At 72.0% G+C, this 12583-nt stretch carries 10 protein-coding genes; 7 read left to right on the top strand and 3 right to left on the bottom strand.

Annotated features, from left to right (window positions below; all coding sequences use genetic code 11):
* Window positions 1-51: 51 nt before the first annotated feature.
* Complete coding sequence (locus NV263_RS22755; protein ID WP_263248646.1) at window positions 52-1401, bottom strand: FAD-dependent oxidoreductase; 1350 nt, start codon at window positions 1399-1401, stop codon at window positions 52-54.
* Between the two features lie 383 nt (window positions 1402-1784).
* Here NV263_RS22755 and NV263_RS22750 point away from each other — a divergent pair, with 383 nt between their 5' ends.
* The 4 genes from NV263_RS22750 to pgsA all read left to right on the top strand — a co-directional run bounded on the left by NV263_RS22750 (window position 1785) and on the right by pgsA (window position 7358).
* Window positions 1785-3875: a putative bifunctional diguanylate cyclase/phosphodiesterase gene (locus NV263_RS22750; RefSeq protein WP_263248645.1), complete on the top strand. Its 2091-nt coding sequence runs from the start codon at window positions 1785-1787 to the stop codon at window positions 3873-3875.
* Window positions 3876-4019: 144 nt separating this feature from the next.
* Window positions 4020-6050: a threonine--tRNA ligase gene (thrS, locus tag NV263_RS22745; RefSeq protein ID WP_263254317.1), complete on the top strand. Its 2031-nt coding sequence runs from the start codon at window positions 4020-4022 to the stop codon at window positions 6048-6050.
* Window positions 6047-6622, top strand: coding sequence for an HIT family protein (locus NV263_RS22740; protein WP_317630362.1), 576 nt, complete (start codon window positions 6047-6049; stop codon window positions 6620-6622). Before thrS ends, NV263_RS22740 begins: the two co-directional genes overlap by 4 nt.
* Window positions 6623-6761: 139 nt before the next feature.
* Complete coding sequence (gene pgsA / locus NV263_RS22735) at window positions 6762-7358, top strand: phosphatidylinositol phosphate synthase (RefSeq protein ID WP_263248644.1); 597 nt, start codon at window positions 6762-6764, stop codon at window positions 7356-7358.
* A 144-nt stretch (window positions 7359-7502) separates the two neighbouring features.
* On the opposite strand, the gene NV263_RS22730 is transcribed toward pgsA, so the two are convergent.
* Window positions 7503-9617, bottom strand: a complete 2115-nt coding sequence (locus NV263_RS22730; protein ID WP_263248643.1) for an elongation factor G-like protein EF-G2 — start codon at window positions 9615-9617, stop codon at window positions 7503-7505.
* Between the two features lie 192 nt (window positions 9618-9809).
* On the opposite strand from NV263_RS22730, the gene pdxS reads away from it, so the two are divergent.
* Window positions 9810-10721 carry a pyridoxal 5'-phosphate synthase lyase subunit PdxS gene (gene pdxS, locus NV263_RS22725; RefSeq protein ID WP_317630361.1) on the top strand — a complete coding sequence of 304 codons (912 nt, stop codon included), beginning with the start codon at window positions 9810-9812 and terminating at the stop codon, window positions 10719-10721.
* Between the two features lie 52 nt (window positions 10722-10773).
* Here the strand turns inward: pdxS and NV263_RS22720 are convergent, their stop codons facing one another.
* Complete coding sequence (locus NV263_RS22720) at window positions 10774-11346, bottom strand: helix-turn-helix domain-containing protein (RefSeq protein ID WP_263248642.1); 573 nt, start codon at window positions 11344-11346, stop codon at window positions 10774-10776.
* Between the two features lie 69 nt (window positions 11347-11415).
* On the opposite strand from NV263_RS22720, the gene NV263_RS22715 reads away from it, so the two are divergent.
* Both NV263_RS22715 and NV263_RS22710 read left to right on the top strand, forming a co-directional pair.
* Window positions 11416-12168 (top strand): AzlC family ABC transporter permease, encoded by a 753-nt coding sequence (locus NV263_RS22715; RefSeq protein ID WP_263248641.1) that lies wholly within the window; start codon window positions 11416-11418, stop codon window positions 12166-12168.
* A complete protein-coding gene (locus NV263_RS22710) occupies window positions 12165-12467 on the top strand; it encodes an AzlD domain-containing protein (RefSeq protein WP_263248640.1) in 303 nt (100 codons plus the stop codon). The genes NV263_RS22715 and NV263_RS22710 overlap by 4 nt, the downstream gene beginning before the upstream one ends.
* Window positions 12468-12583: the final 116 nt, after the last annotated feature.

Below are 12583 nucleotides of genomic sequence, written 5' to 3'. Positions count from 1 at the left end.
CGGCTTGTGCTCGCCACCGTAATACGCGTCACCGCACCGCAGGAGCCCTCGTCAGCCGCCGCGGGAGATGCGCACCATCTCCTCGCGCGGCACGACCTTCACGCGCTCGCGGCCCTGCGCTTCGCCCAGCGCCTTCTCGTGCGCGTCGAGCCGTCCCCAACCCTCCCACGTGGTGTAGGCGACGCCGCGCTCGTCGAGCAGCCGCAGGACCGCGTCCGAGGTGGGCTCCTCGGCCCGGGGCAGCGCCTCGGCGTCGGCGAGCAGGTTGGTGATCGTCTCCAGCGCGTCGCCCTTGGTGTGCCCGATCAGGCCCACCGGACCGCGCTTGACCCAGCCGGTGGTGTAGACGCCGGGGATGGGCTCGCCGTCCAGGTCCAGCACCCGGCCGCCCTCGTGCGGGATGGTCCCGGTGCCGTGGTCGAACGGCAGCTCGGCCAGCGGCGAGCTCAGGTACCCGACCGCCCGGTAGACCTGCTGCACCGGCCAGGTCTCGTGCTCGCCGGTCCCGCGCACGCCGCCGTCCCCGGTCAGCTCCATGACCTCGGTGCGCAGTCCCTCGACCCGCTCGCTGCCGAGGATCTCCACCGGTGCGCGCAGGAAGTGCAGGTGCAGCCGCCGCGGCGTGTCGTAGCGGGGATCCCGCAGCGCCCAGTCCTGCAACGTCTTCACGACCGTCTTGACCTGGTTGTTGGTGCGGATCGACTCCTCGCTCGCCGCGTCCAGCTCGAAGCCCTCCGGGTGCACGACGAGCTCCACGCCGGGCTGGTGGTCGAGCTCGCGCAGCTCCAGCGGGGTGAACTTGGCCTGCGCCGGCCCGCGCCGGGCGAACAGGTGCACGTCGGTGACCCGGGAGTCCTTCAGACCCCGGTAGACGTTGTCCGGGATCTCGGTGCGCAGCAGGTCGTCGGCCTGCTTGGCCAGCACCCGGGCGACGTCCAGCGCCACGTTGCCCGCGCCGATCACCGCGACCTGCTCGCCGTCCAGCGTCCACTCGCGCGGCGCCTCGGGGTAGCCGTCGTACCACTGGACGAACTCGGCGGCGCCGTGGCTGTGCGGCAGGTCGACGCCCGGGACGTCCAGTTGCCGGTCCTGGTCCGCGCCGGTGGCGAACACGACCGCGTCGTAGTGGCGCCGCAGGTCGTCGAGCTTGAGGTCGACGCCGTAGTCGACATGTCCCAGGAAGCAGATCTCCGGCTTGTCCAGCACGCGGTGCAGCGCGCTGACGATGCCCTTGATGCGCGGGTGGTCGGGGGCGACGCCGTAGCGGATCAGACCGTAGGGCGCCGGCATCCGGTCCAGCAGGTCGATCTCGACCGGCGTTTCGGACTTGGTCAGGATGTCGGCGGCGTAAACGCCGGCCGGACCGGCCCCGACGATCGCCACTCGCAACGGGCGGGTCATGCATTCTCCTTCTGGGGTGGACGACGGCCGGGTGGGCGGGCGTGCGCGCACGCCGTCGTGCGCCACCCGGTCCCGCGGGCACCGCCCGGCGCCCCGGCATGGCGGGGGCGTGGGCAGGCGACCCCTTCAGCTTAGGCATGCCTTACCCGCGATCCCGCGATGCGGACCGGTGACAATGGTCATAACCCTCAGTAGCGAGCCGTGTCGAACACCCCGAGTGGGTTACCGGAAACGGTGGGTGACAGTAGGATTCGATCAACGCTCGCCCGGAGGGGATCCGCGCGTCGGCGCGCGCTCGCGGCGGGCGGCGACAGCGCGAAGACCGGAGGGGGCAGCATGCGCCAGCTCGTTCGGAGCCAGCACGCAGCGGCCGGGTGCCCGCCGTGACCGCCGGGGTGGACCGCCTGGACTTCGTCCAACGGTGGAAGAAGGAGATCGCGCACAGCAGCTACGTGCCGCTGTCCCGGGAGGAGCTCGACACCCGCCTGCACCGCTGCTTCGCGCGGTTGCTGGACGAGGCCACCGGCGCGGCGCTGCCGGGTGCGGCGCTGGAGGTCGGCGGTGAGCTGGTGCACCTGCACCTGACCAACCCCGACGTGCTGTCCCGCACCGTGCGGCTGTTCGCCGCCGAACTGCCGCGCGTGGTGCCGGGGCTGCGGGCAGACCGGCTGTTCGGCGTGCTCGGCGACCTGGCCGCCGGGTTCGCCGCGCGGTTGCGCGAGCAGACCTTCGAAGAGCAGGAGGTCATCAAGCAGGCCGTGCTCTACGCCCGGGACGCCGCCGAGGAGGCGCTGCGCGCCAGCGAGGCCCGGTCGCGGGCGGTGTTCAACGCCTCCGCGCTGGGCATCGCGATCGTCACGCTGGACGGGGTGATCGACGAGGTCAACCCGGCGATGCCGCAGATCTTCCGACGCCGCGAGAGCGACCTGGTCGGCGCCCGGATGTTCGACCTCGCCGACGAGCCGTGGCTGGGCGACCTGCGGGAGGCGGCGGCCGACCTGGCGGCCGGCGGGACCGACCGCTTCCAGCTGGAGACCCGGTTCACCGGGCCGGACGGCGCCCACGTGTGGACCCGGCTGTCGGCCTCGCTGGTCCGCGACGTGCACGGCGAGCCGGACTACCAGGTGCTGCTGTACGAGGACATCACCGCGGCGCACATGCTCCAGGAGCAGTTCCGCAGGCAGGCCACCCACGACCCGCTCACCGGCCTGGCCAACCGCACCCAGTTGCAGGTGAGCCTGGACGCCGCGCTGCACCCGGACCCTGCCGACCGCCGGGTGGGCCTGTGCTACTTCGACCTGGACGGGTTCAAGGCGGTCAACGACAGCCTCGGCCACCCCGTCGGGGACGCGCTGCTGCGGGCCGTGGCCCAGCGGTTGCAGTCGATGGCCGACGCCGAGGGGGCGCTGGCCGCGCGGATGGGCGGCGACGAGTTCGTCGTGCTCGTCCCCGACTCGGCGGGGCCCGTCGCGCTGACCCGGCTCGCCGAGGCGCTGCTGCGCGAGATCACCGCCCCGGTGCGCATCGGCTCCCACGAGCTCAGCGCCCAGGCCAGCACGGGACTGGTGGAGCGCGAGGTGGCCGGTACCGACGCGGAGTCCCTGCTGCGCGACGCCGACATCACCCTCTACCGCGCCAAGCGCGACGGCCGGGCCCAGTGGGTGCTGTTCGACCCGGAGCACAACGAGGCCACGCTGGAGCGGTTCAAGCTGTCGGCGACGCTGCCCGCCGCGCTGGAGCAGAACGAGCTGTTCGTCTCCTACGAGCCGATCCGCAGGCAGCGGACCGGCCGGGTGGTCGGGGCGGCCGCGACCGTGCACTGGGACCACGGGGAGTTCGGCGAACTGGCCGAGGACCGGTTCCTCGGTCTCGCCGAGGAGACCGGGCTGATCACCCGGCTGGGCGGCTGGATCCTGGAGCGGGTGTGCGAGCACGCCGCCCGCTGGGTGCGCGAGCTGGGCGAGGGCGCCCCCGTCGCCGGGGTCAACCTGTCCGCCCGGCACTGCCGCGACCCGGAGCTGGTCGGCGAGGTGCAGCGGGTGCTGCGCGAGACGGGGCTGCCGCCGCGGTCCCTGGCCCTCGGCCTGCCCGAACCTGCGCTGTTCGACCACCAGGGCGACCCGGTGGACGTCCTGGAGATCTTCGCCGAGATGGGCGTTCGGCTGGTCGTCTACCAGTTCGGCGACGACTACACGCGGATGTCCCGGCTGCGCGGGCTGCCGCTGGTCGCCGCCCGCGTCGACGGACCGCACCTGCGCAGCCTCGCCGCACCGTCCGGTCCGGACCCGCTCGACGTGCACCTGGTGCGCAGCGCGGTCGGCGCCGCCCGGCTGATGGACCTGCCGGTGGTCGCCAGCGGGGTGACCACGCCGTTGCAGGAGCGGCGGCTCGGAGCCCTCGGCGTCGAGCTGGTCCAGCGCCCCGAGCCGGTCTCCGCGCTGGAGATCCCCGGGCTGGTGGCCTGCGGGGTCTGATGCCGCGTGACCTGCGGACCGACGGCGGGCGACCGCTCGATAGCATCGGGTTGCGAAGCGTGTCCGCCGCGCCGGTCGCCGACCGGCGCCAGCCTAGGAGTGACTGTGTCCGTTCTGCCTTCCCAAGCCCAGCAAGCTCCCCGGGTGAAGGTTCCGGCGGGCACTACCGCGGGCGAGGCCGTCGCCGAGGCCGGGCTGCCGTCCAAGGGGCCGGAGGCGATCGTGGTCGTCCGCGACGCGGAGGGGAACCTGCGCGACCTGGCGTGGGCCCCGGAGTCCGACACCGAGGTCGAGGCGGTCGCGTCCGACACCGAGGCGGGCCGCAGCGTCATCCGGCACTCCGCCGCGCACGTGCTCGCGCAGGCGGTGCAGGACCTGTTCGACGACGCCAAGCTGGGCATCGGCCCGCCGGTCAAGGACGGCTTCTACTACGACTTCGACGTGGACCGCCCGTTCACCCCGGAGGACCTGCAGGCGCTGGAGAAGCGCATGAAGCAGATCGTCAAGTCCGGGCAGAAGTTCTCCCGCCGCCGGCTGGACTCGGTCGAGGACGCCAGGCAGGAGCTGGCCGACGAGCCCTACAAGCTCGAACTGGTCGACCTCAAGTCTTCTGATGAGGTTGACACGAGCGAGGTCATGGAGGTCGGTCAGGGTGATGCTTCGGAGCTGACCGTCTACGACAACATCGACCGGCACGGCGAGGTCGTCTGGGGCGACCTGTGCCGGGGGCCGCACGTGCCGCACACCCGCTTCATCCCCGCGTTCAAGCTGATGCGGGTGGCCGCCGCCTACTGGCGCGGCGACCAGAACAACCAGCAGTTGCAGCGGATCTACGGCACCGCCTGGGAGTCCAAGGAGAAGCTGGACGAGCACCTGGAGTGGCTGGCCGAGGCGGAGCGCCGCGACCACCGCCGGATCGGCGCCGAGCTGGACCTGTTCTCCTTCCCGGAGGAGATCGGCTCCGGCCTGCCGGTGTTCCACCCCAAGGGCGGCATCATCCGCCGCGAGCTGGAGGACTACTCCCGGCGCCGCCACGAGGAAGCGGGCTACGAGTTCGTCAACACCCCGCACATCACCAAGGACGCGCTGTTCAAGACGTCCGGTCACCTCGACTGGTACGCCGACGGCATGTTCCCGGCGATGCACCTCGACGAGGAGCGCGACGCCGAGGGCAACGTCCGCAAACCCGGGCAGGACTACTACCTCAAGCCGATGAACTGCCCGTTCCACAACCTGATCTTCCGCTCCCGCGGCCGGTCCTACCGGGAACTGCCGCTGCGGCTGTTCGAGTTCGGGTCGGTGTACCGGTACGAGAAGTCCGGCGTGGTGCACGGGCTGACCCGGGTGCGCGGCATGACGCAGGACGACGCGCACATCTACTGCACCCCGGACCAGCTCCAGGACGAGCTGAAGTCGCTGCTGGGCTTCGTGCTGGACCTGCTGCGCGACTACGGCCTGGAGGACTTCTACCTCGAACTGTCCACCCGCAACGAGGAGAAGTACGTCGGCGACGACGAGAGCTGGGAGGTGGCCACCGAGGCGCTGCGGGAGGCCGCTGAGGCGTCCGGCCTGGAGCTGGTGCCCGACCCGGGCGGCGCGGCGTTCTACGGCCCGAAGATCTCGGTGCAGGCCAAGGACGCGCTGGGGCGCAGCTGGCAGATGTCGACCATCCAGGTCGACTACCACCTGCCGGAGCGGTTCAACCTGGAGTACACCGCCCCGGACGGCAGCAAGCAGCGGCCGATCAAGATCCACCGCGCGCTGTTCGGCTCGATCGAGCGGTTCTTCGGCGTGCTGACCGAGCACTACGCGGGGGCCTTCCCCGCGTGGCTGGCGCCGGTGCAGGCGGTCGGCATCCCGATCGCCGACGAGCACGCCGAGCACCTGGAGCGGGTGGCGAAGGCGTTGCGCGCCAAGGGGCTTCGCGTCGACGTCGACACCGGCGACGACCGGATGCAGAAGAAGATCCGCACCCACACCACGCAGAAGGTGCCGTTCCTGCTGCTCGCGGGCAACCGCGACGTGGAGGGCGACGCGGTGTCCTTCCGCTTCCGGGACGGCACCCAGATCAACGGCGTGCCGGTGGACGCGGCCGTCGCGGCGCTGGCCCGGTGGGTCGAGCGCCGGGAGAACACCTCGCCGAACGCCGAGAACTTCCAGGCGGAGCTGGCGTGAGCGGAGTCCGGGGCCCAGAAGGGGTGGAGGTGACCGAGCAGCACGGCGTCGGCGTGCCCGACGCGCTGCAACGGTTGTGGACCCCGCACCGGATGGCCTACATCCAGGGCGAGAACAAGCCGGTCGGATCGGACAGCGACGGCTGTCCGTTCTGCCGGCTGCTCGACTCCGGCCTGCCGGACAGCGAGACGCTCATCGTCGCCCGCGAGGAGCTGGTGTTCGCGATCCTCAACCTGTACCCGTACAACCCGGGTCACCTCATGGTGCTGCCCTACCGGCACGTCGCCGACTACACCGAGCTCACCCCGGAGGAGACCGTCGCGGTCGCCGAGCAGACCCAGCACGCGATGCGCGTGATCCGGCACGTCTCGGCGCCGCACGGCTTCAACATCGGCCTCAACCAGGGGCCGGTGGCGGGCGCGGGCATCGCCGACCACCTGCACCAGCACGTGGTGCCGCGGTGGGGCGGCGACTCCAACTTCATGCCCGTCATCGGCCACACCAAGGTCTTGCCCCAGCTCCTCGGCGAAACCCGCCGACTCCTCGCCGACGCCTGGCACACCGTCAGCTGACCCCGCCGCGGGGCAGGTCGGTCACGGTGCGTGAGACGTGGCCGGGGTGCGCGAACGCGGTCGGGAAGTTCCTGATCAGGACGGTTAGTCTGCAACGGCAAACGACATTCGGTGCAGGGACGGACGAACACTTCCGGCGATGCTCAACATCTTTGCGCGGGCTTCAGTCTCACGGCTCACCGACCCCGTGGGGGCGGGGCTGGTGAGACTCGGCCTGTCGCCGAACGCGGTGACGGTGACCGGCACGATCGGCAGCGGTGCCGCGGCGCTGTGGTTCTTCCCGCACGGGCAGCTGTTCGTCGGCACCGTGGTCGTCGCGGTGTTCCTGCTGTTCGACGTCCTGGACGGCGCGATGGCGCGGGCGGGCGGCCGGGCGTCGCCGTTCGGCGGCGTGCTCGACGCCTCGTGCGACCGGCTGGTGGACGGCGCGCTGTTCGGCGCGCTGGTGTGGTGGTCGCTGGTCGTCGACGTCGACCGGCTCCGCGGCCTGGGACTGCTGATCTGCCTGGTGTGCGCCCAGGTGATCTCCTACGTCAAGGCCCGCGCCGAGGCCAACGGGCTGCGCGCCGACGGCGGCATCGCCGAACGCGCCGAGCGCTTCCTGATCATCCTGGTCGGCACCGGACTGCACGGGCTCGGCGTGCCCTGGGTGCTCGACGTCGCCGTCTGGGTGCTGGTGGTGCTCTGCCTGATCACCATCGCCCAGCGGCTGCACGCCGTGCACACCCAGCGGTGAGTGCCTGTCTTCGAACCTGCTCCCGGAACCCGCGTGGCAAGCGGCGTGAGCCGCTTTCTTTTTCGGTGAGTGGTCTCGCCACCGGCACCGCCTCGCAAAACGAGTTCACGAGTCCGAAGACGGGCTCTGGGGGCGCCCCGGCCGTCACTTCTGGTGGACCAGTGCCTCCGGCATCGGTTCGTAGCTCTCGAAGTGGCGGGTGAAGCTCGCGCTGCCGGAGCTCAGCGAGCGCACGTTGATCGCGTAGCGCACCAGCTCGCTGGCGGGCACGTGCGCGCGCACCACGGTCCAGCCGCCGTCCTCGGGTTCGGTGCCCACGACCTTGCCGCGCCGGCTGGACAGGTCGCCGAGCACCGCACCGAGGTGCTCGTCCGGGATGTGCACCGCGACCGCGTCGACCGGCTCCAGCGTCACCAGCCCGGCCTGCTCGGCCGCTGCCTTGAGCGCCAGCGCTCCGGCGGCCTGGAAGGCCGCGTCGGAGGAGTCGACGCTGTGCGCCTTGCCGTCCACCAGCGTCACCCGCAGGTCGACCAGCGGGATTCCCTCGTGCACGCCCCTCTCCAGCTGGGCGCGCACGCCCTTCTCCACGCTCGGGATGAACTGCCGCGGCACCGCGCCGCCGACCACGCGCTCGGTGAACTCGATCCCCGATCCCCGGGGCAGCGGCTCGACCTCGATGTCGCACACCGCGTACTGGCCGTGCCCACCGGACTGCTTGATGTGCCGGCCGTGGCCCTTGGCGGGCTGGGCGAAGGTCTGCCGCAGCGCCACCCGCACCGGCTCGGTGTCCACCTCGGCGCCGCCCTCCCGCAGCCGCTGCAGGACGACGTCGGCGTGCGCCTCGCCCATGCACCACAGCACGAGCTGGTGCGTCTCGCTGTCGCGTTCCAGCCGCAGGCTGGGGTCGGCGGCGATGAGCCGGTTGAGGTTGCGCGCCAACGCGTCCTCGTCGCTGCGGGTGTGCGCGGTGACCGCGACCGGCAGCAGCGGTTCCGGCATCGGCCAGGGTTGCAGCAGCAGCGGATCCGACGGGTCGGACAGCGTGTCGCCGGTCTCCGCCGAACCGATCTTGGTCAGCGCGCACAGGTCCCCGGCGACGCAGTGCGGCATCTCGCGCAGCGTCGCGCCCAGCGGCGAGTACAGGTGGGCGACGCGCTCGTCCTCGTCGTGGTCGGGGTGCCCGCGATCGGCCATGCCGTGCCCGGACACGTGCACCGGCCCTTCCGGGCGCAGCGTCCCGGAGAAGACCCGGGCCAGCGAAACCCGGCCCACGTAGGAATCGACCGAGGTGTGCACCACCTCGGCCGCGAGCGGACCCTCCGGGTCGGGGGAGAGCCGACGGGGGTTGCGGCCCTGCGGGTCGGTCACCTCCGGCAGCGCGTGTTCCAGCGGGGACGGGAAACCGCGCGCGATGCCGTCCAGCACCTCGCGGATGCCGACGCCGCGCGCCGCGCACACCGGCACCACCGGGTGCAGCCCACCGCGGGCCACCGCGGTCTCCAGGTCGGCGATCAGCGTGCTCTCGTCGATCTCCTCCCCGGCCAGGTAGCGGTCCATCAGCGACTCGTCCTCGCTCTCGGCGATGATCGCCTCGATCAGCTCGCCGCGCGGACCACCGATGCGTTCCCGCAGCGCCTCGTCGGCCGGGCTGGTGCCCGAGGAGTCGTGCACGCTGCCGGTGATGAGCCCGACCAGGCCGTCGACCTCGCCGTTCGCGTCGCGCTTGGGCAGGTACAGGGGCAGCACCCCGTCTCCGAAGGCGTCCCGGCAGGATTCCAGGGCGAAGTCGTGGTCGGCGCGCGGCTGGTCCAGGCGGGCGATCACCACGCCGCGCGGCATGCCGACCGCGGCGCACTCGTGCCAGATGGCCCGGGTGGCGGCGTCGACGCCCTCCGCGGCGGCGATCACGAACAGGGCCGCGTCCGCCGCGCGCAGCCCGGCGCGCAGTTCGCCGACGAAATCGGCGTAGCCGGGCGTGTCGATCAGGTTGATCTTGACGTCGCCGTGCCGCACCGGGGCCACGGCCAGTCCGATGGACCGCTGCTGCTCGACGGCGGCCGGTTCGTGGTCGCACACCGTCGTCCCCTCGGTGACCGCGCCGGCCCTGGGAATCGTCGAGGTGGCCGCCAGCAGTGCCTCGACCAGGGTCGTCTTGCCGGACGCCGAGGGGCCGACGAGGACGACGTTGCGGATCTCGGCCGGATTCGAGGGAGCCGGTACGGCCTGCCCTCCCACCGCGCCGGTCTGTTTGCTGCCCATGAGTGCTCCCTGCGCGACTAGTCCCCCGCTGCTGTGTGTCACCGATCACACACCTGGTGTCGGGGTCGTGCAAGGGCGCATGTCGGGGTCCGCGAGTGGACTACCGGAAAAGCGGTTCAGTGGACCGTGTCGATGGTCCAGTTCGGCCCTAGGCTGAACGGTGGAACGACTCCGACTAGAGGAAGGTCGCAGGTGACTACCGTCGACGTGAAGGACTCCACCGCCCGCACCGGCACCGATGGCGTCAAGCGCGGCATGGCCGAGATGCTCAAGGGCGGTGTGATCATGGACGTGGTCACGCCCGAGCAGGCCAAGATCGCCGAGGACGCGGGCGCGGTGGCCGTCATGGCGCTGGAGCGCGTGCCCGCCGACATCCGCGCGCAGGGCGGCGTGGCCCGCATGTCCGACCCGGACATGATCGAAGGCATCATCAACGCGGTGTCCATCCCGGTGATGGCCAAGGCCCGGATCGGCCACTTCGCCGAGGCCCAGGTGCTCCAGTCGCTCGGCGTGGACTACATCGACGAGTCGGAGGTGCTCACCCCCGCCGACGAGGACAACCACATCGACAAGTGGGCCTTCACGGTGCCCTTCGTCTGCGGTGCGACCAACCTCGGCGAGGCGCTGCGGCGGATCGCCGAGGGCGCGGCCATGATCCGCTCGAAGGGCGAGGCGGGCACCGGCAACGTCGTCGAGGCGACCCGGCACATGCGCCGGATCCGCGCCGACATCCGCCGCCTGGGCGTGCTGGACTCCGACGAGCTCTACGCGGCGGCCAAGGAGCTGCGCGCCCCGGTCCAGCTGGTCCAGGAGATCGCCCGGACCGGCAAGCTGCCGGTGGTGCTGTTCACCGCGGGCGGCATCGCCACCCCGGCGGACGCGGCGATGATGCGCCAGCTCGGCGCCGAGGGCGTGTTCGTGGGCTCGGGCATCTTCAAGTCCGGTGACCCGGCCAAGCGGGCGGAGGCGATCGTCAAGGCCACCACCTTCCACGACGACCCGGACGTGATCGCCAAGGTCTCCCGCGGCCTCGGCGAGGCCATGGTCGGCATCAACGTCGACGACCTGGACGAGCGCGACCGCTACGCCCAGCGCGGTTGGTGAGGTGCGGTAGGCGATCCGCGGTGCGAGGGGCGTCCCGAGGTCGGGGCGCCCCTCACACGTGTTCCATGACCAGCACCGCCGTGGTGCCGGGTTCCAGGGCCTCGTAGCAGTGCGGGACGTCGCCGGAGAAGGAGACGTAGTCGCCGACGGAGAGGTCCACGGGGCTGTCGGCCGGGCCGGCGGACAGCCGTCCGGCGGTGACCACGACGTGCTCCACGGTGCCCGGGATGTGGGCGTCGGCCTGCCGCCTGCCGCCGGGTTCGAGTTCGAGGACGTAGAGGTCGCGGCGGGCGCCCGAGGGGCACGACGACAGCAGCGCGGCGGCGTAGGGCGACTGCTCGGACCGCACCATCGGCACCTGCCCGGACCGGATCACCCGCACCTGCGGGGTGGGCGGGTCGACGAGCCTGCTGAACGGCACCCCGAGCGCCACGCCCAGCGCCCACAGCGTCTCGACGCTGGGGTTGCCGGTCCCGGACTCCAGCTGGGAGAGCGTGGACTTGGCGATCCCGGCGCGCTTGGCCAGCTCGGTCAGGGTCAGTCCGGCGCGCTCGCGTTCGCGGCGCAGGGACACCGCGATGATCTCCAGCGGCGGTGGGGCCGGGGTGTTCTCGGTCTCACTCATGGCTGTTCGCTCCGTCGGTCTTCGTATTCGGTTTGACGAACACGACCTGTTCTGTTCACGATAACGAACGTGAGTACGGTCGAGCGAACGCGAGTCGGATTCTGGCGAGATGCGCTGGTGCGCGACGTGCTGTCGATGTCGGTGGCGATGGCCATCGTCGGGGCCTCGCTCGGAGCCATCGCCGTCAGCAAGGGCGTCCCGCTCTGGCTCGCCGCGCTCACCAGCGCCGTGGTGTTCGCCGGTGGCTCGGAGTTCATGGTCATCGGGCTGGTGACCTCCGGAGCGGCGCCGGTCATGGCGGTGCTCAGCGGCCTGATGCTCAACGCGCGGCACTTCCCGTTCGGCCTGGCGATCGGCGGTCTGCTCGGCCAGGCCGGCCCCCGTCGCCCGGCCACCACCCCCCACCGAGGCGCTGCGCGCCGCTGGAGTTCGTTGCTGGTCGGCGCCCACCTCATGGTCGACGAGTCGGTCGCGTTCGCGCTGGCGCAGGACGACGTCGCCGAGCGCAGGCGCGCGTTCTGGCTGACCGGCGTCGCGCTGTACTGCGCCTGGGTCCCGTCGGTGTTCCTCGGCGGCCTGCTCGGAGAGGGGCTCGGCGATCCCGCCGCCTTCGGCCTCGACGCCGCGATGCCCGCCGCGCTGCTCGCGCTGATCATGCCGTCGCTGCGCGAGTTCCGGACGCTGCGCGCCGTCGCGCTCGGCGCGCTCGTCGCGGTCGCCACCACGCCGCTGCTGCCCGCCGGGCTGCCGGTGGTGGCGGGTCTGGTCGGCCTGGCCGCCGCCCTGCCGCTGCCGAAGGACCGCGAGGAGGGGGCGCGATGACCGTCGGCGTGATGCTCGCGCTGGCCGCCGGGACGTACGCGATGCGCCTGGCCGGTCCGCTGCTGCGCGGCCGGGTCCGGATCTCGCCGCGCTGGGAGCAGTTGATGTCCGTCGCCGCGATCGTGCTGCTCGGTGCGTTCGTGTCGACCGAGGCGCTCTACGAGGACGGCGGGTTCGCCGGCTGGGCCCGGCTCGCCGGGGTCGCGGTCGGCGGGGTGCTCGCCTGGCGGCGGGCCCCGTTCGTCGTCGTGGTCGTCGCCGCGGCGGCGGTCACCGCGCTGCTGCGGCTCGCGGGGTGAGCGGTCGTTAACCCGGATGTAGCCCGTTCGGAGTAGCCGTTTAAGGTGCGCGTGACCGCGTGCACGACATCGCGCCATCGCCGGCACAGAACCGGTGATCCCGGTTCCCACCAGGG

The sequence above is a fragment of the Saccharopolyspora rosea genome, assembly GCF_025643595.1.
Classification (GTDB): Bacteria; Actinomycetota; Actinomycetes; order Mycobacteriales; family Pseudonocardiaceae; genus Saccharopolyspora; species Saccharopolyspora rosea.
This window is presented reverse-complemented; position numbering and strand designations above follow the sequence as displayed.

What these genes read in the sequence shown, in the direction of transcription:
- NV263_RS22720 (WP_263248642.1), bottom strand. Translation starts at nt 11,346, where the DNA reads ATGAGTGAGACCGAGAACACCCCGGCCCCACCGCCGCTGGAGATCATC.
- NV263_RS22730 (WP_263248643.1), bottom strand. Translation starts at nt 9,617, where the DNA reads ATGGGCAGCAAACAGACCGGCGCGGTGGGAGGGCAGGCCGTACCGGCT.
- pgsA (WP_263248644.1), top strand. Translation starts at nt 6,762, where the DNA reads ATGCTCAACATCTTTGCGCGGGCTTCAGTCTCACGGCTCACCGACCCC.
- NV263_RS22755 (WP_263248646.1), bottom strand. Translation starts at nt 1,401, where the DNA reads ATGACCCGCCCGTTGCGAGTGGCGATCGTCGGGGCCGGTCCGGCCGGC.
- NV263_RS22710 (WP_263248640.1), top strand. Translation starts at nt 12,165, where the DNA reads ATGACCGTCGGCGTGATGCTCGCGCTGGCCGCCGGGACGTACGCGATG.